The organism is Pseudomonas sp. F2, from assembly GCF_057174385.1.
On the sequence record NZ_CM169904.1, the window covers coordinates 2,035,466 to 2,052,128 of the forward strand.

Below are 16,663 nucleotides of genomic sequence, written 5' to 3' on the forward strand. Positions count from 1 at the left end.
CTTCTCACCCCTGCGTGCCTGCTTTTTACGAGGTGAAACCATGACCCGTTCGACGCTCGGCGATTCTCAGGACTTTCACGTGTTCATCGATGCCTATCGCCGTGAGTACCCGGACGATGTGCTCACCATCACCCAACCCGTTTCTGCCGATCAGGACGTCACCGCCCTGGTCGATGCCCTCGCCGCACAGGGCCGCGATCCGTTGCTGATCTGCGAAAACGTCGGCGGCCTCAAGGTGCCGGTGGCGACCAACCTGTTCGCCTCCCGCACCCGCATCGCGCGGTTGTTCGGTGTCACGCCTGCGCAACTGCACGAAACCTTCCAGCAGCGCGCCAACCAGCCCATTGCCCCGCGTTACGTAGAAAGCGGCCCGGTGCTTGATGAAGTGTTCGAAGGCGAAGCCGTGGATCTGGCGCTGCTGCCGATGCTCAAGCACTTCGACAGTGATTGCGGGCCGTACATCACCAACGCGATCATCATTGCCGAGGACCCGCTGACCGGCATCGCCAACATGAGCTACCACCGCTCGATGCGCCACGCCCGCCATTCCCTGGCGACCAGCCTGCACTCGCGCGGACATTTGTGGCGAATGCTGCAGACCGCCCGTGAACGCGGTGAAGAATTGCGCGTGGCGATGGTGGTCGGCGCACATCCGCTGTTCATGCTCGCGGCGGCAGCGCGCTTGCCCTACGGCAGCGATGAACGCGCCGTCGCCGGTGGCTTGTTCGGCGCGCCGCTGGAACTGGTCAAGACCCCGCGTTACGGCATCGGCGTCCCGGCATACGCCGAGTTCGTCCTCGAAGGCGCCATCGACCCGACGGCCTACGCCGAGGAAGGCCCGTTCGGTGAGTTCAGCGGTTATTCCTCGGATCGCTCGACCAACAACGTGCTGCGCGTCGACACCCTGTTGCGGCGCAAGGATGCCTGGCTGGTGGACGTGATGGGCGGCCGCTACGCCGAACACCTGACCCTCGCCCGACTGCCCCGCGAAGCGGAAATGAGCGAGAAGCTCAAGGCGCGTTTCCCCGCTGTCACCGCCGTGCACTACCCGAATTCCGGCACCCACTTTCATTGCTACGTGGCGCTGGATCAGAGCCGTGACGGCGAGGCGCGGCAGATCATGCTAGCCCTGCTCGGCTGGGATCCGTACCTGAAAAACGTGATCGCGGTGGACAGCGATATCGACATCACCGACGACAGTCAGGTGTTGTGGGCACTGGCCACGCACTTCCAGCCGCATCTGGATATTTTCGTGATCGATGGCTTGCCCGGCAGCCCGCTGGATCCGTCGTCATCGGTCAACGGCACCACTTCGCGCATGGGGCTTGATGCCACACGCGGTTCAGGCTTCGACGGGATAAAGGCGCAGCTGGATCAGGATGTGCTTGAACGTGCGCGGGTGTTGCTCAAAGGCCTTGCATCGTGAGCCGCCAGCGGATGGTTGTGGGCATCAGCGGTGCGTCCGGCTTCATCTATGGCGTGCGTCTGCTGCAATTGCTCGCCGAACTGGACATTGAGCGCCACCTGATCATCAGCCGCGCCGCGCTGCTGACCATGGCCCACGAGACCGACTACAAACTGGCCGAGGTCACTGCGCTCGCCAGCCACTACCACCGCGCCGATGACGTCGCCGCCGGGATCGCCAGCGGTTCGTTTCGCTGCCTGGGCATGGTGGTCGCGCCGTGTTCGATGCGCTCCCTGGCGGAGATTGCCACCGGCACGTCGTCCGGGCTGATCGGCCGCGCTGCCGACGTCACCCTCAAGGAACGCCGCACCTTGGTGCTGATGGCCCGCGAAACCCCGCTGACCCTCGCCCACCTGCGCAACATGACGGCCGTGACCGAGATGGGCGGGATCATCGCCCCGCCGGTGCCGGCGTTCTATGCCCGGCCCGAAAGCCTGGCGCAGATGGTCGATCACAGCCTGGGCAGAGTGCTCGACCTGTTCGGCCTCGATGCCGGCGTTGCCACCCGCTGGAAAGAACACCCAAATCCCAATGTGGATATGAATACCTGTGGTGAGGGGATTTATCCCCGACCGACTGCTCAGCAGTCGCAAAACCTGTGAATGAGATTTTCCTGACACAGCGCAATTGCAGATTTTGGGGCCGCTTCGCGACCCATCGGGGATAAATCCCCTCGCCACAAACGCCAATCAAAGGAGCTCCAGATGAACACCCCCTTCAACGCCCCAACCCGCAACACCAAAATCCCCGTGACCATCCTCACCGGCTTCCTCGGTGCCGGCAAAACCACCCTGCTCAACTACATCCTCAAGGAAAACCACGGACGCAAGATCGCCGTGATCGAAAACGAGTTCGGCGAGGTCGGCATCGACGGCGATCTGGTGCTCAGCTCCGAGACCGAAGAAATCTACGAAATGGTCAATGGCTGCGTGTGCTGCACCGCCGAGGTTCGTGAGGATCTGGTGCGCATCGTCCGCGAACTGGTGGCGCGCCCGGTGCGCCTCGATCACATCCTGATCGAGACCAGCGGCCTCGCCGATCCGTACCCGGTGGCGCAAAGCTTTTTCATCAATGACCCGATTGCCGAAGACGTCGAACTCGATGCAATCGTGACCATGGTCGATGCCAAGCACATTGCCCAGCACCTGGAGGATCTGCAACTGGATGGCGTCGACAATCAGGCCGTGGATCAGATCGTCTGCGCCGACCGCATCGTCATCAACAAGGTCGATCTGGTCAGCAGCGGTGAAGTGGAAACCCTGCGCGACAAGATCCGTGGTTTGAACGCCACGGCGGATCTGGTGACCTCCACTCATGCGCAGATCGATCTGACGAAAATCCTCGGCATCGGCGCCTTCGAATGCACGCAGAAGCTCATGGAAATCGGCGCTGAACAGCACGCCCACCATGACCACCACGACCATGATGAGCCCGACCACGAACACGACCCGAGCGTGTCATCGGTGGGCATCGCCGTGGACGGTGCGGTCAACCTGATGGCGTTCCACCGCTGGATCAGCGAACTGCGCTCGTCCCAGGCCGATAACCTCTACCGCATGAAAGGCGTGCTCGCCGTGGCCAACGAAGACCAGCGCTACGTGCTGCAAGGCGTGCACAGCCTGGTGGAGTTCCGCGCCTCGACCGCCTGGGGCACGGAGCCCCGCTCGAGCAAGATCGTGTTCATCGGCCGCGACCTGGATCGCGCGGCGCTGAACCAGGGCTTTGCCGCCTGCCTGGCAGGCTGAACAAGGCATCGGAGCCGGTGGATGGCGGCTTCGGGCACGAATGACTGATGCCAGATTTTTGCACAACACAAAATCTGTGGGAGCTGGCTTGCCAGCGATAGCAGACTGTCGGTTGATAAAGATGGTGACTGCTAAATCGCCATCGCTGGCAAGCCAGCTCCCACAGGGTTGCACTGTGTTCCTGAGCTGCGCGGCATCAGACGAATACCCCTCTCTACCGCATAAAAACAGCCAGAGGTGATTCCCCATGTCGTCAGCCACTCCTTCCTCCACCGTGCACCCCGTCGACCGCGTTTTGCCGGTGCGACAGATGCTCACCCTCGGCCTGCAACACATGGCCGTCTCGTACATCGGCGCCATCGCCGTGCCGTTGATCGTTGCCAGCGCCCTGAAAATGTCCCACGCCGATACCGTGGTGCTGATCAGCACCACGCTGTTCTGCTCGGGCATTGCCACCCTGTTGCAGACCGTCGGTTTCTGGAAATTCGGTGTGCGCCTGCCGATCCTGCAAGGCGTGGCGTTCAGCAGCGTCGGCCCGGTGATCGCCATCGGCAGCAACCCCGAGGTGGGCTTCCCCGGGGTCTGCGGCGCAGTGATCGGTGCAGGAATTTTCACCCTGTTGATGGCCCCGTTCGTGGGCCGGTTACGGCGGTTTTTCCCGCCGGTGGTGACCGGTTGCATCGTCACCGTGATCGGTCTGCAGTTGTTCCCGATTGCCTATGAATGGGTCGGTGGTGGACGCAACGCGAGCAACTTCGGCGCACCAGCCTTTCTCGCGGTGGCGGTGGTGGTGCTGCTGACCATTCTGCTGGTCAATCGCTATGGCAGTCCGCTGCTGCGCAACATGGCGGTGCTGGTGGGCATGCTGGTCGGCGCCGGTCTGGCCTACGGTCTGGGCATGGGCAATTTCCACAGTGTTGAAGAGGCGCCGTGGCTGACCGTGCCCTACCCGTTCTACTTCGGCCTGCCGACGTTCAGCCTGATCCCTATCGCGACCATGGTGGTGGTGATGATCGTGCAGATGGTCGAGTCGATGGGGCTGTTCGTGGCCATCGGCGACATCGTCGACAAACCGGTGGAAGACCAGCAAGTGGTCAACGGCCTGCGCGCCAATGGCCTGGCCAGCACCATCGCCGGAATGTTCGCCGCATTCCCGTTTATCGCCTTCATGGAGAACGTCGGTCTGGTGATCCTGACCGGCGTGCGCAGCCGTTGGGTGGTCGCCGTCAGTGGCCTGCTGATGTGTTCGATTGCACTGGTGCCCAAGGCCGGGGCGATCATCGCCTCGATGCCGACGGCGGCGCTGGGCGGTGCCGGCATTGCCATGTTCGGCGTGGTCGCGGCGGCGGGCATCCAGACCCTGGCCAAGGTCGACTACGAACGCAATCGCTACAACGTGTTGATCGTCGGTTTCACCATCGCTGCCGCGCTGGTACCGGTGCTCGCGCCGACGCTGTTCAAACAACTGCCCGAGTGGTCACAGCCGTTCCTGCACAGCAGCGTGGTCATCGCCTGCCTGGTGTCGGTGCTGCTCAACGCGGCGCTCAACGGCGTCAGCGTGCCAGACACCACAGCCGGCAAATCCGCCTCGCACATTCTCTGACTGGAGCCTGACATGACTCAACTTCAAAACATCCTGATCAAAAACCCGCTCGCGGTGATGACCGGCCTGCGCGGTCCGCGTGCCCGGGCCGGCGCGGTGGACATTCGCGTGATCAACGGACGCATCGCCGAAATGGCCGCCGACCTTGAGCCACACCCCGGCGAACGGGTGATCGATGCGCGCAACAGCGTGGTCTATCCGGGCTGGATCAACACCCACCATCACCTGTTCCAGAACCTGCTCAAAGCCGTGCCCGAAGGTTTGAATCAGGATCTGCAAGGCTGGCTGGCGAGTGTGCCCTACCCGCGTTTGAACCGCTTTACCCCGCAACTGGCAAGGATCGCCGCCCGTCTGGGCATGGTCGAGTTGCTGCTGTCGGGTGTGACGACGTGCGCCGATCACCACTATCTCTACCATGCTCACGGCACGACCGAAACCGGGGATCTGTTGTTTGATCTGGCCGATGAGTTCGGGCTGCGCTTTGTGTTGTGTCGCGGTGGTGCGCTGGAATCCGCCAGCGCGCACCCGGGCTTCTCGAAAACGGCGTTGCAACCGGAAAGCCTCGAGCAAATGGTCGGCGATATCGAGCGGCTGAAATCGCGGTATCACCAGGACACCCCGGACGCCCTGCGCCGAGTGGTCGTCGCGCCCACCACGCCGACCTTCTCGCTGCCGCCGACCCTGCTGCGCGAACTGGCGCACACCGCGCGCGGCCTCGGTTTGCGCCTGCACACACACCTGTCGGAAACCCAGAACTATGTGAATTTCTGCCGCGACAAGTACAACTGCCTGCCGGTGGAATTCGTCGCCGAACACGAATGGCTCGGCCCCGACGTCTGGTTCGCCCACGCCGTGCACCTGCAACCGGGGGAAATCCGCATGCTCGCCCAGACCGGTAGCGGCGTCTCGCACTGCCCGGTAAGCAATGCACGCCTGGGCAGCGGCGTCGCGCCGGTGCCGCAAATGTTTGAGGCTGGCGTGCCGATCTCCCTCGGCGTCGACGGCGTGGCGTCCAACGAATCCGGGAGCATGGTCGGCGAAGCCAACACCGCGTGGCTGATCCACCGCGCCGAACAAGGCGCCTCGGCGACCACCGCCGAAGACGTGATCCACTGGGGCACGGCGGGCGGTGCACAGGTATTGGGACTGGGCGCGGTCGGTACACTGCAAGTCGGGCAAGCGGCGGATCTGGTGATCTACAGCCTCGACCATCCACGCTTCTTCGGCTTCCACGATTGCGCGGTTGCACCCGTCGTCGCAGGGGAACCGATCACGGTGAAATACAGTGTGGTGGGCGGCCGGATCGTGGTCGATAACGGCGTGATTCCGGGGCTGGATATTGAGCGGATGCGCACCGAGGCGTGGGAAGGTGTGCAGGCGATGATGAACGTCGACGATTGATCCGATCTCACATTCAATGCAAAACCCTGTGGGAGCTGGCTTGCCAGCGATGGCGGGCGTTCAGTCAATGCAGCAGAGACTGACCCACTGCTATCGCTGGCAAGCCAGCTCCCACAAAACATTGAGTCATTCGCGGATTCGGGGTTTGTCGACTAACGTTATTCCCTCATCGGATTGAGCCCCTGCCAGCTACACCGGGCTCTTGATCAAGGAGAGACTGATGACGTCGCGTCGCAACATCGAACAGACTTATCGCACCTGGTCCAGCCCGATTCTGCTGGAGCTGAAAAAGCGCGAACACCAGATGGCGCCGGTCGAGCGTCAGGCACTGGAGAATGTGTTGGTCGAACGACGGTTGCTGGATGTGGGCAACCCTGACGGCCCCGACCGACGTCAGGGCACTGCAAGTAAAAATGACCGGCCCGGTTGATCAAACCAATTCGTTCCTACAGGTGGCCACTAAAAGATCGCAGCCTTCGGCAGCTCCTACAGTTTGAATGCAATCCAACTGTAGGAGCTGCCGCAGGCTCGGGCCGCGATCGGACGATCTTTTGATCTTCAGGCGGCGCGCTGCCCCGCCGCTACCATCGCCGATGCCGCCAGCATCGCCCGCAACAACACCGCGCACCCGGCCGCCAGATCATCCGGCGCGGCATTCTCGATTTCGTTGTGGCTGATGCCGCCTTCGCAAGGCACGAAGATCATCCCGGCCGGGCCGAGTTCGGCGAGGAAAATCGCGTCGTGGCCGGCGCCGCTGACGATGTCCATGTGTGACAAGCCCAGGCCTTTCGCCGCGCTGCGCACGGCTTCGACGCAGCCCTTTTCGAAGTACAGTGGCGGGAAGTCGGCGGTCGGGGTCAGTTCATAGGTCAGGCCGTGTTCTTCGCAGGTCGCGTCGATGACCTGCTTCACTTCGGCAATCATCGAATCGAGGCGCTCTGGCTGCAGATGGCGGAAGTCGAGGGTCATGCGCACTTCGCCGGGGATGACGTTGCGCGAACCGGGGTAGGCTTGCAGGCAACCGACGGTGCCGCAGGCGTGGGGTTGGTGGCCGAGGGCGGCGCGGTTGACTGCACCGACAATCACCGAGGCGCCGACCAGGGCGTCCTTGCGCAGGTGCATCGGCGTTGGCCCGGCGTGCGCTTCGACGCCGCGCAGTTTCAGATCAAACCACTTCTGCCCGAGCGCGCCGAGCACCACGCCGATGGTTTTCTGCTCATCTTCGAGGATCGGGCCTTGCTCGATGTGTGCTTCAAAATAGGCGCCAACCTTGTGCCCGCTGACTTTGCGTGACCCCGCGTAACCAATGGCGTTGAGCGCTTCGCCAACCGTGACGCCGTCGGCATCGACCTTGGCCAGGGTTTCTTCGAGGGTGAATTTTTCGGCGAACACGCCGGAACCCATCATGCACGGAGCAAAGCGCGAGCCTTCTTCGTTGGTCCAGACCACCACTTCCAGCGGTGCTTCGGTTTCCACGCCGAGGTCATTGAGGGTGCGCAGCACTTCGACCCCGGCGAGCACGCCGAAGCAGCCGTCGAACTTGCCGCCGGTGGGCTGGGTGTCGATGTGGCTGCCGGTCATCACCGGCGGCAGGTTCGGGTTACGCCCCGGACGACGGGCGAAGATGTTGCCGACTTCATCCACCGTGACGCTGCATCCGGCGTCCTTGCACCACTGCACGAACAGGTCACGGGCCTGGCGATCGAGGTCGGTCAAGGCCAGGCGACAGACCCCGCCCTTGACTGTGGCGCCGAGCTTGGCCAGTTCCATGAGCGAGGCCCAGAGGCGGTCGCGGTTGATGTGCTGATGGGTGGATTGCAGAACGTCTACGGCTGCGTTCATGTTGATCTCCTCAGGCAGTTTCTTAGGGTATTTCTTTGGTGTTTTCCAGGCCGCCATCGCTGGCAGGCCAGCTCCCACAGGTTTTGAGTGAACTCATGGTTTGTGTACGACTTGATCCTTGTGGGAGCTGGCTTGCCAGCGATGAGGCCCTCCCTCACACCGGTGATTTCACGACCGAAGGCTGCGCCCGCATCACGCACAACCCGTAATAAATCACCCCGCCCAGCGCCGAACCGGTAAACCAGCCGTAACTGTAAAACCAGCTGAACGCATCGCTACCCAGCGATAGCAGGGTCAGCACCACCGGCACGCCAAACGCGGCAAACCCGGCCCAGTTCCACGCCGGATACACGTCGTCGCGGTATAGCCCGGCCAAGTCCAGTTGCTGCTTCTTGATCAGGAAATAGTCCACCACCATGATCCCGGCGATTGGTCCGAGCAGGCTCGAATAGCCGAGCAGCCAGTTGGAATACACGGTTTCCAGGCTGACATCGGAAACGATCAGACCGAGCTTTTTCAGCAGCTCGTGGGCCATCAACGCCAGCCCGACGAAGCCGGTGAGCAACACCGCTTTGGTACGGTTGATCACCTTGGGCGCGATGTTCTGGAAGTCGTTGGTTGGCGAAACAATGTTCGCCGCCGTATTGGTCGACAGCGTGGCGATGATGATCAGCGCCATGGCCACCGCCACCCACAGCGGGCTCTGGATATGGCCGATCAGGCTGACCGGATCCGATACCGTGACACCGACCAGCTTCACCGACGCGGCGGTCATCACCACCCCCAGCGAAGCGAACAGGAACATGGTCAGCGGCAGGCCGAAAATCTGCCCGAGGATCTGGTCTTTCTGGCTTTTGGCGTAACGGCTGAAGTCGGGAATGTTCAGCGACAACGTGGCCCAGAAGCCGACCATCGCCGTCAGCCCCGCGGCGAAGTAACTGACCACGCTCGCGCCTTCCGGGCGTTTCGGTGGAATCGCCAGCAGCTCGGTCATCGACACATTGGGCATGGCCCACACCAGCAGGCCGATGCCAACCGCCACCAGCAACGGCGCGGACAGGGTTTCCAGCCACTTGATCGACTCGGCGCCACGGATCACCACCCACAGGTTCAGCGACCAGAAAATCATGAAGCCGATCACCTCCCCCGTGCCGCCGAGGGATTTCCAGCCCTCGAATACCGAGCCGAGAAACAAGTGAATCGCCAGCCCGCCAAACATCGTTTGGATCCCGAACCAGCCGCACGCCACCAGCGCACGAATCAGGCACGGCACGTTGGAGCCGAGAATGCCGAACGACGAACGCAGCAACACCGGAAAGGGAATGCCGTATTTGGTGCCGGGAAAGGCGTTGAGCGTGAGTGGAATCAGGACGATCACGTTGGCGAACAGAATCGCCAGCAGCGCTTCACCAACGGTCAGGCCAAAGTAAGCGGTGAGCACCCCGCCGAGGGTGTAGGTCGGCACGCAGATCGACATGCCGACCCACAGCGCGGTGATGTGCCATTTGTTCCAGGTCCGCTCGCGCACCTTGGTCGGTGCCATATCGTGGTTGTAACGGGGACTGTCGAGGACGTCGCTGCCGGCTTCGAGTTCGAACAAGCCGTCGCGCTCGGTCACTTGCGATCTGTTCTGTTGCATGGCCGCTCCACTGTTCTTCTGATTATTTTTTTGCTCATCAGGCGGCTGCACACCAGGGTGCGAGCCGGACGATGGCCGGAGGAACTGACAACTTTCTTGCACCGGCCATGGTGTCAGCGGCGGCATCAATAAACGTGCCGGGTACTCCGTCCGACGCTCAGGCGGTACTACAAACGCATTGCAACTTTCTGATAATTCACGCTTTTAATTATTCACCGGAGGAGTCCGCGAAAACCTGTCTGCACGCTCAGGCTAAACGTTTGCCAAGTTGTCCGAACTGTCAGGACTCAATCTGGTGCACTGCACTTTTTTTCATTACAGGCGATTAACCGCAGCTCAACTTCAAGCAGCTGATTTCACATAGGAAATCTTGCTCATATTTCCATCCTGTCAAGTGCGTCAAAATGGTGAACAGCCTCACCATTTTGGTGATTTATGTTTTTTATCGTTATTTTTCAATGATTTGAAACAGCAATAAGCTTATAAAAAATAATCTTGATCAATTGCAGAACTGCGGCTAGCTTCTATTCCTGACAGCGCTGACAGGAATACGCCGATCAGCGCTGTACATCAATAAAACATTGAGAACCGGCACAAGTCGGTCATGCCTGCGAGGAACTCGGAATGTCTCTGTTGATCCGTGGCGCCACCGTTGTTACCCATGATGAAAGTTATCGCGCCGACGTCTATTGCGCCGACGGCGTGATCAACGCCATTGGTCAAAACCTGGATATTCCCGCCGGTGCCGAAGTGCTCGACGGCAGCGGCCAATACCTGATGCCCGGCGGCATCGATCCACACACCCACATGCAATTGCCCTTCATGGGCACCGTGGCCAGTGAAGACTTTTACAGCGGCACTGCCGCAGGTCTGGCTGGCGGTACCACGTCGATCATCGACTTCGTGATTCCCAATCCGCAGCAGTCATTGATGGAAGCGTTTCATCAGTGGCGTGGCTGGGCCGAAAAGTCCGCCTCGGACTACGGCTTTCACGTCGCGATCACTTGGTGGAGCGAGCAGGTGCGCGAGGAAATGGCCGAGCTGGTCAGCCACCACGGGATCAACAGCTTCAAGCATTTCATGGCCTACAAGAACGCGATCATGGCCGCCGACGACACGCTGGTGGCGAGTTTCGAGCGCTGCCTGGAACTCGGCGCCGTGCCGACCGTGCATGCGGAAAACGGTGAACTGGTTTATCACCTGCAACGCAAGTTGATGGCCCAGGGCATCACCGGGCCGGAAGCGCATCCACTGTCGCGGCCCTCGCAGGTGGAAGGCGAAGCGGCGAGCCGGGCGATTCGCATTGCCGAGACCATCGGCACGCCGTTGTACCTGGTGCACGTGTCGACCAAGGAAGCGCTGGACGAAATCACTTACGCCCGCAGCAAGGGCCAACCGGTGTACGGCGAAGTGCTGGCCGGGCATCTGCTGCTCGACGACAGCGTCTACCAGCACCCGGACTGGCAGACCGCCGCCGGTTATGTGATGAGCCCGCCGTTCCGCCCGCGCGGGCATCAGGAAGCTCTTTGGCATGGCCTGCAGAGCGGTAATCTGCACACCACCGCCACCGACCACTGCTGCTTCTGCGCCGAGCAAAAAGCCGCCGGGCGCGACGACTTCAGCAAGATCCCCAACGGCACCGCCGGCATCGAAGACCGCATGGCGGTGTTGTGGGATGAAGGGGTCAACAGCGGCCGTTTGTCGATGCAGGATTTCGTCGCCCTCACCTCCACCAATACCGCAAAAATCTTCAACCTCTACCCGCGCAAAGGCTCGATTCGCGTCGGCGCCGACGCCGACCTGGTGCTGTGGGACCCGCAAGGCACCCGCACCATTTCCGCCAAGACCCACCATCAGCAGGTGGACTTCAACATTTTCGAAGGCAAGACCGTGCGCGGCGTGCCGAGCCATACCGTCAGCCAGGGCAAAGTGGTCTGGGCCGACGGCGACCTGCGCGCCGAGCGCGGCGCCGGGCGGTACATCGAACGGCCGGCGTATCCGGCGGTGTTTGATTTGCTGAGCAAGCGGGCTGAGATGCATAAGCCGACGGCTGTGAAACGCTGAAATCCAGGCCTTCGGCCTTCGCGAGCAAGCTCGCTCCCACAGGGTGTACACATTCCAAATGTGGGAGCGAGCTTGCTCGCGAAGAGGCCCGTCCAGACAACACAAAAACCACTGCCCGACAGAGGCAGAGAACCTCAATAACCGTGAGGCAAAAAACCGTGATCGAGACCCTGAACCACCTCCCGCACCCGCACGAAAGTGCGGCCGCCCTCGCCGGCCATTTCACTGATCTGGCACCACCGCTCAATGCCCGGCAGGCACATCTTGAAGCCTCGCGCTGCCTGTATTGCTATGACGCGCCTTGCGTCAATGCGTGCCCGAGCGAGATCGATATTCCGTCGTTCATCCGCAACATCCATCAGGACAACGTGCCCGGTGCGGCGCAGAAAATCCTTTCGGCGAACATCCTCGGCGGCAGTTGCGCCCGGGTCTGCCCGACGGAAATCCTCTGTCAGCAAGCCTGCGTGCGCAACAACGCTCAGGAATGTGCGCCGGTGCTGATCGGCCTGCTGCAGCGCTATGCCGTGGACAACGCGAATTTCACCGAGCACCCGTTCCAGCGTGCGGCGAGCACCGGCAAGCGCATCGCCGTGGTCGGCGCCGGGCCAGCGGGTTTGTCCTGTGCCCACCGCAGTGCCATGCACGGCCACGACGTGGTGATTTTCGAAGCACGGGAAAAGGCAGGCGGCCTCAATGAATACGGGATCGCCAAGTACAAACTGGTCGACGACTACGCGCAGAAGGAGCTGGATTTCCTCCTGCAGATCGGCGGTATCGAAATCCGTCACGGGCAGAAACTCGGCGAGAACCTGACCCTCAGCGAGCTGCATCAGCAGTTCGACGCGGTGTTCCTCGGCCTCGGCCTGAATGCCAGCAAACAGCTCGGCCTGGCCCACGAAGACGCCCCTGGCCTGCTCGCCGCCACTGACTACATCCGCGAACTGCGCCAGGCCGATGACCTGACGCAACTGCCACTGGCCGAACGCTGCATCGTCCTCGGCGCCGGCAACACCGCCATCGACATGGCCGTGCAAATGGCCCGCCTCGGAGCGCGTGACGTGAATCTGGTGTATCGCCGGGGTGCGGCGGACATGGGCGCGACCGGTCATGAACAGGACATTGCCAAGGCCAACCAGGTACGCCTGCTGACCTGGGCGCAACCGGAAGAAGTGCTGCTCGATGCGCGAGGCAAGGTGCGCGGCATGCGTTTTGCCCGAACCGATCTGGTCGACGGTCGCCTGCAAACCACGGGCGAAACTTTCGAACTGGCCGCCGACGCGATCTTCAAAGCCATCGGCCAGGCCTTCGACAGCAGCGCCCTCACCGACCCGCTGGCCCGTGAGCTCAAGCGTCAGGGCGAACGGATTCAGGTCGACGACAACCTGCGCACCAGCATTCCCGGCGTGTATGCCGGCGGCGACTGCACCAGTCTCGATCAAGACCTCACCGTGCAAGCCGTACAGCACGGCAAACGCGCCGCCGAGGCGATCAACGCACAACTGATGCTCAACGTGGAGGCTGCGTAAATGGCCGATCTCTCGATAGTCTTCGCCGGCATCAAAGCGCCCAATCCGTTCTGGCTGGCCTCCGCGCCACCGACCGACAAGGCCTACAACGTGGTCCGCGCCTTCGAGGCCGGCTGGGGCGGTGTGGTCTGGAAAACCCTCGGCGAGGACCCGGCAGCGGTCAACGTCTCGTCGCGCTACTCGGCGCACTACGGCAACAACCGCGAGGTGCTGGGGATCAACAACATCGAACTGATCACCGACCGCTCGCTGGAAATCAACCTGCGTGAAATCACCCAGGTGAAGAAGGACTGGCCGGATCGTGCGCTGATCGTCTCGCTGATGGTGCCGTGCGTGGAGGAGTCGTGGAAACACATCCTGCCACTGGTGGAGGCCACCGGCGCTGACGGCATCGAGCTGAATTTCGGTTGCCCGCACGGCATGCCCGAACGCGGCATGGGCGCGGCGGTGGGTCAGGTGCCGGAATACGTCGAGCAGGTCACTCGCTGGTGCAAGACCTATTGCTCGTTGCCGGTGATCGTCAAGCTGACGCCGAACATCACCGACATCCGCGTCGCCGCCCGCGCGGCCCATCGCGGTGGCGCCGATGCGGTGTCGCTGATCAACACCATCAACTCGATCACCAGCGTCGACCTGGAACACATGGTCGCCCTGCCCACCGTCGGCAGCAAAAGCACCCACGGCGGTTATTGCGGCTCGGCGGTCAAACCGATTGCGCTGAACATGGTCGCCGATATCGCCCGTGATCCGCAGACCCAAGGCCTGCCGATCTGCGGCATTGGCGGCATCGGCAGCTGGCGTGACGCGGCGGAGTTCATGGCGCTGGGCAGCGGCGCGGTGCAGGTGTGCACGGCGGCGATGCTGCATGGCTTCCGGATTGTCGAGGAGATGAAGGACGGGCTGTCGCGCTGGATGGACAGCCAAGGCTACGCCAACATCGCCGAGTTTTCCGGGCGTGCGGTGGGCAACACCACGGACTGGAAGTACCTCGATATCAACTATCAGGTGATCGCGAAGATCGACCAGGACGCGTGCATCGGTTGCGGGCGTTGCCACATTGCTTGCGAGGACACGTCACACCAGGCGATCAGCAGCCTGAAGCAGGCCGACGGCACGCATAAATATGAAGTGATCGATGAGGAGTGTGTCGGCTGCAACCTGTGCCAGATCACCTGCCCGGTGGCGGACTGCATCGAGATGGTGCCGATGGAGACCGGCAAGCCGTTTCTGGACTGGAATCATGATCCGCGCAATCCCTATCATGTCGCGGTCTGATTCTTAAGATCAAAAGATCGCAGCCTGCGGCAGCTCCTACACCGATCTCTGTAGGAGCTGCCGCAGGCTGCGATCTTTTGATTTATGGCTCCAACCCGATCCCCCGCAAAATCACACTGGTCACCGTCTGCACCGCCCGCTCGAACTGCATGTCCGACAGCGGCTGGTGCTCGTTCAGAATATTCACCTGATGATCGAAGTCGGCGTAGTGCTGGGTCGAGGCCCAGATCATGTACAGCAGGCTCGACGGCTCCACCGGCAGAATCCGCTGGTCCTCCACCCACTGGCGGATCTTCGCTTCCTTCATCTTTGCCCAGTCGTACAGGCTGGCGTCCAGCGCCTCACCCAGGGTCGGCGCACCGTGGATGATCTCGTTGGCCCAGACTTTCGAACCATAAGGCCGACTGCGCGAGTGGTTCATCTTGGCGCGGATGTAGCTGCTGAGCACCACCCGTGGATCGTCGAACATCTCGAAGCACAGCGCGTCCTGTTTCCACACCTCCAGCAGGTCGAACAGCACCGCGCTGTACAGTTCGCTCTTGGTGGAAAAGTAGTAATGCAGGTTGGAGCGCGGCAGTTGCACTTCGGCGGCGATATCGGCCATGGCGGTGCCGCCGAAGCCTTTTTCGGCGAACACCTTTTCCGCCGCCAGCAGGATTTTCTCGACGTTACTGCGACGAATCTCGATCTTGTGATTGCCCATGAGGGCTCCCTGACAACGACGTTGTTGAAGACTAGCATCCGCTCTGGCCTCGGGGCGACCGCTGCAAACAAAACTTCGTACGACGGTCGGCGCATGGCTAAACTGGCGTTTCTTTGTCCTGCCTCAGAGGTACCCGCGATGCTGTTCAAGAAGGTCCTGACCACCACTGCCCTGCTTGCTTCGCTGCTCGCCGCATCTTCGGTTTTTGCCCACGCCCACTTGAAAAGCCAGACCCCGGCTGCCGACAGCACCGTCGCCGCTCCGGCCGATCTGCGCCTGACCTTTTCCGAAGGCGTCGAGGCCAGCTTCACCAAAGTCAGCCTGACCCACGACGGCGCCCCTGTCGAGCTCAAACCTTTGAGCACCGAAGGCGACAAGAAAACCCTGATCGTCACCCCCGCCGCACCACTCAGCGCCGGTGAATACAAAGTCGAATGGCACGCGGTATCGGTCGACACGCACAAGAGCGAAGGCGCTTATCAGTTCAAGGTCGGCCAGTAATTCATGAGTGAAGCGCTGGTGCTGTGCCGCTTCGTGCATTTCAGCGCGGTGTTGATGCTGTTCGGTACCTGGCTGTTTCAGCCACTGCTGCTCAAGGCGCCGGTGCCGACACTGGATCGGCATCTGGCGCGACTGGCGCGCTGGCTGACGGCAATTGCGCTGGTCAGCGGTGTCACCTGGGCGCTGCTGATCACCGCGAGCATGGCCAGTTCGGCGGCGGCCGCGTTCGACCCGGGCACGATTGGCGCGGTGCTGGGCACTACGTTTTTCGGTCAGGTCTGGCGTTGGCATCTGCTGATCAACGCGCTGTTGCTGGCGTTGCTGTTCACGCCCTGGCGATCGAGCCTGCCGCTGCGCCTGGGCTTGAGCACGCTGCTCCTGGCGACCCTGGCGCCGGTCGGTCACGGCGCGATGCTCGACGGTCTGAATGGACAACTGCTGATCCTCAACCAGATCGTTCACCTGACCTGCGTCGCCGCATGGCTCGGCGGGCTGTTGCTGCTGGTATTGATCCTGCGTCAACCCGGCGAAACGATGAGCCGGATCCTGCAACGCTTCAGCGGTGTCGGTTACGTCATTGTGGGCGGGTTGCTGATCAGCGGGTTGATCAACGTGCGCGTGCTGACCGGGCAATGGTGGCCGACGCCGCTGTTCAGTGGCTTTGCCCTGATCCTGCTGATCAAGGCGTTGCTGGTGCTGGGCATGCTTGCACTGGCGCTGTTCAACCGCTTGCGGATCGAGGATTGTGAACAGCGGATGGGCGCGCTCAAGCGCAGTGTGCTGCTGGAGTGGTTGTTGGGGATGGGTGCCGTTGCTGCGGTCTCCCTTCTCGGCACCCTGCCGCCGATGATTGCAGTCTGAAAAGCAAAAGATCGCAGCCTTCGGCAGCTCCTACAGGG

14 protein-coding genes are annotated in these 16,663 nt (G+C 61.8%); 11 read left to right on the forward strand and 3 right to left on the reverse strand.

Going from position 1 to position 16,663, the window contains the following annotated elements; all coding sequences use genetic code 11:
- Positions 1-40 precede the first annotated feature (40 nt).
- The 6 genes from AC193Q_RS08800 to AC193Q_RS08825 all read left to right on the forward strand — a co-directional run bounded on the left by AC193Q_RS08800 (position 41) and on the right by AC193Q_RS08825 (position 6,644).
- Complete coding sequence (locus AC193Q_RS08800; RefSeq protein WP_121185987.1) at positions 41-1,426, forward strand: UbiD family decarboxylase; 1,386 nt, start codon at positions 41-43, stop codon at positions 1,424-1,426.
- 11 nt (positions 1,427-1,437) lie between these two features.
- The gene (locus tag AC193Q_RS08805; protein ID WP_483879629.1) at positions 1,438-2,067 is read left to right on the forward strand and encodes a UbiX family flavin prenyltransferase; all 630 of its coding nucleotides are present in this window, start codon (positions 1,438-1,440) and stop codon (positions 2,065-2,067) included.
- Between the two features lie 102 nt (positions 2,068-2,169).
- A complete protein-coding gene (locus AC193Q_RS08810) occupies positions 2,170-3,210 on the forward strand; it encodes a CobW family GTP-binding protein (RefSeq protein WP_121185991.1) in 1,041 nt (346 codons plus the stop codon).
- Positions 3,211-3,457: 247 nt separating this feature from the next.
- Entirely contained in the window at positions 3,458-4,813 is a 1,356-nt protein-coding gene (locus tag AC193Q_RS08815) for a nucleobase:cation symporter-2 family protein (protein WP_121185993.1), read from the forward strand.
- Between the two features lie 12 nt (positions 4,814-4,825).
- On the forward strand, positions 4,826-6,214 hold the full coding sequence (locus tag AC193Q_RS08820; RefSeq protein WP_121185995.1) for an amidohydrolase family protein: 1,389 nt from the start codon (positions 4,826-4,828) through the stop codon (positions 6,212-6,214).
- Between the two features lie 220 nt (positions 6,215-6,434).
- On the forward strand, positions 6,435-6,644 hold the full coding sequence (locus AC193Q_RS08825) for a hypothetical protein (RefSeq protein ID WP_102357207.1): 210 nt from the start codon (positions 6,435-6,437) through the stop codon (positions 6,642-6,644).
- 128 nt (positions 6,645-6,772) lie between these two features.
- Here AC193Q_RS08825 and AC193Q_RS08830 read toward each other — a convergent pair whose 3' ends face one another.
- Complete coding sequence (locus AC193Q_RS08830) at positions 6,773-8,056, reverse strand: Zn-dependent hydrolase (protein ID WP_047293625.1); 1,284 nt, start codon at positions 8,054-8,056, stop codon at positions 6,773-6,775.
- 154 nt (positions 8,057-8,210) lie between these two features.
- Positions 8,211-9,695, reverse strand: a complete 1,485-nt coding sequence (locus AC193Q_RS08835; protein ID WP_095668942.1) for an NCS1 family nucleobase:cation symporter-1 — start codon at positions 9,693-9,695, stop codon at positions 8,211-8,213.
- A gap of 624 nt (positions 9,696-10,319) precedes the next feature.
- On the opposite strand from AC193Q_RS08835, the gene hydA reads away from it, so the two are divergent.
- The 3 genes from hydA (at position 10,320) to preA (ending at position 14,560) form a co-directional block, all read left to right on the forward strand.
- The gene (gene hydA, locus AC193Q_RS08840) at positions 10,320-11,759 is read left to right on the forward strand and encodes a dihydropyrimidinase (RefSeq protein ID WP_121185997.1); all 1,440 of its coding nucleotides are present in this window, start codon (positions 10,320-10,322) and stop codon (positions 11,757-11,759) included.
- A 158-nt stretch (positions 11,760-11,917) separates the two neighbouring features.
- On the forward strand, positions 11,918-13,285 hold the full coding sequence (locus tag AC193Q_RS08845) for an NAD(P)-dependent oxidoreductase (RefSeq protein WP_121185999.1): 1,368 nt from the start codon (positions 11,918-11,920) through the stop codon (positions 13,283-13,285).
- Positions 13,286-14,560: an NAD-dependent dihydropyrimidine dehydrogenase subunit PreA gene (gene preA / locus AC193Q_RS08850; protein ID WP_483879433.1), complete on the forward strand. Its 1,275-nt coding sequence runs from the start codon at positions 13,286-13,288 to the stop codon at positions 14,558-14,560. It begins immediately after the preceding gene.
- A gap of 82 nt (positions 14,561-14,642) precedes the next feature.
- Here the strand turns inward: preA and AC193Q_RS08855 are convergent, their stop codons facing one another.
- The gene (locus tag AC193Q_RS08855; protein ID WP_095668938.1) at positions 14,643-15,263 is read right to left on the reverse strand and encodes a TetR/AcrR family transcriptional regulator; all 621 of its coding nucleotides are present in this window, start codon (positions 15,261-15,263) and stop codon (positions 14,643-14,645) included.
- Between the two features lie 138 nt (positions 15,264-15,401).
- Here AC193Q_RS08855 and copC point away from each other — a divergent pair, with 138 nt between their 5' ends.
- The gene (gene copC, locus AC193Q_RS08860) at positions 15,402-15,764 is read left to right on the forward strand and encodes a copper homeostasis periplasmic binding protein CopC (protein ID WP_095668937.1); all 363 of its coding nucleotides are present in this window, start codon (positions 15,402-15,404) and stop codon (positions 15,762-15,764) included.
- Positions 15,765-15,767: 3 nt separating this feature from the next.
- Positions 15,768-16,625 carry a copper homeostasis membrane protein CopD gene (gene copD, locus AC193Q_RS08865; protein ID WP_121186001.1) on the forward strand — a complete coding sequence of 286 codons (858 nt, stop codon included), beginning with the start codon at positions 15,768-15,770 and terminating at the stop codon, positions 16,623-16,625.
- Positions 16,626-16,663: the final 38 nt, after the last annotated feature.

Coding starts and splice junctions, on each gene's coding strand:
- AC193Q_RS08800 (WP_121185987.1), top strand. CDS start 41: ATGACCCGTTCGACGCTCGGCGATTCTCAGGACTTTCACGTGTTCATC.
- AC193Q_RS08805 (WP_483879629.1), top strand. CDS start 1,438: ATGGTTGTGGGCATCAGCGGTGCGTCCGGCTTCATCTATGGCGTGCGT.
- AC193Q_RS08810 (WP_121185991.1), top strand. CDS start 2,170: ATGAACACCCCCTTCAACGCCCCAACCCGCAACACCAAAATCCCCGTG.
- AC193Q_RS08815 (WP_121185993.1), top strand. CDS start 3,458: ATGTCGTCAGCCACTCCTTCCTCCACCGTGCACCCCGTCGACCGCGTT.
- AC193Q_RS08820 (WP_121185995.1), top strand. CDS start 4,826: ATGACTCAACTTCAAAACATCCTGATCAAAAACCCGCTCGCGGTGATG.
- AC193Q_RS08825 (WP_102357207.1), top strand. CDS start 6,435: ATGACGTCGCGTCGCAACATCGAACAGACTTATCGCACCTGGTCCAGC.
- AC193Q_RS08830 (WP_047293625.1), bottom strand. CDS start 8,056: ATGAACGCAGCCGTAGACGTTCTGCAATCCACCCATCAGCACATCAAC.
- AC193Q_RS08835 (WP_095668942.1), bottom strand. CDS start 9,695: ATGCAACAGAACAGATCGCAAGTGACCGAGCGCGACGGCTTGTTCGAA.
- hydA (WP_121185997.1), top strand. CDS start 10,320: ATGTCTCTGTTGATCCGTGGCGCCACCGTTGTTACCCATGATGAAAGT.
- preA (WP_483879433.1), top strand. CDS start 13,286: ATGGCCGATCTCTCGATAGTCTTCGCCGGCATCAAAGCGCCCAATCCG.
- AC193Q_RS08855 (WP_095668938.1), bottom strand. CDS start 15,263: ATGGGCAATCACAAGATCGAGATTCGTCGCAGTAACGTCGAGAAAATC.
- copC (WP_095668937.1), top strand. CDS start 15,402: ATGCTGTTCAAGAAGGTCCTGACCACCACTGCCCTGCTTGCTTCGCTG.
- copD (WP_121186001.1), top strand. CDS start 15,768: ATGAGTGAAGCGCTGGTGCTGTGCCGCTTCGTGCATTTCAGCGCGGTG.